This is a genomic window from Halomonas sp. SIMBA_159, from assembly GCF_046536035.1.
Taxonomy (GTDB): Bacteria; Pseudomonadota; Gammaproteobacteria; order Pseudomonadales; family Halomonadaceae; genus Vreelandella; species Vreelandella venusta_A.
Genome location: NZ_JAWJBT010001519.1, coordinates 1 through 239 on the forward strand (window position 1 = coordinate 1; position 239 = coordinate 239).

A 239-nucleotide genomic window follows, 5' to 3' on the forward strand; every position below is an offset into this window, starting at 1 on the left:
GCGCGTTGTCGCGTACAGCGCGGGACGTCCCGGCACGTCGCGATGCCCGATCACCTCGATCCAGCCACGGTCTTCGAGCTGCTTCACGACCTGCGTGTTCACCGTGACGCCGCGAATCTCTTCGATGTCGCCGCGCGTAACCGGTTGCCTGTACGCAATGATCGCGAGCGTTTCGAGCACCGCGCGCGAGTATTTCGGCGGTTTCTCGGGATGCAAACGATCCAGATACGAACGCATCG

At 62.8% G+C, this 239-nt stretch carries 1 protein-coding gene; it reads right to left on the minus strand.

Annotated features, from left to right (window positions below; genetic code table 11):
- Nucleotides 1-239, minus strand: a 239-nt coding sequence (gene scpB / locus R0J87_RS24305) for an SMC-Scp complex subunit ScpB (protein ID WP_498889613.1), incomplete at both ends; no start/stop codon positions are given.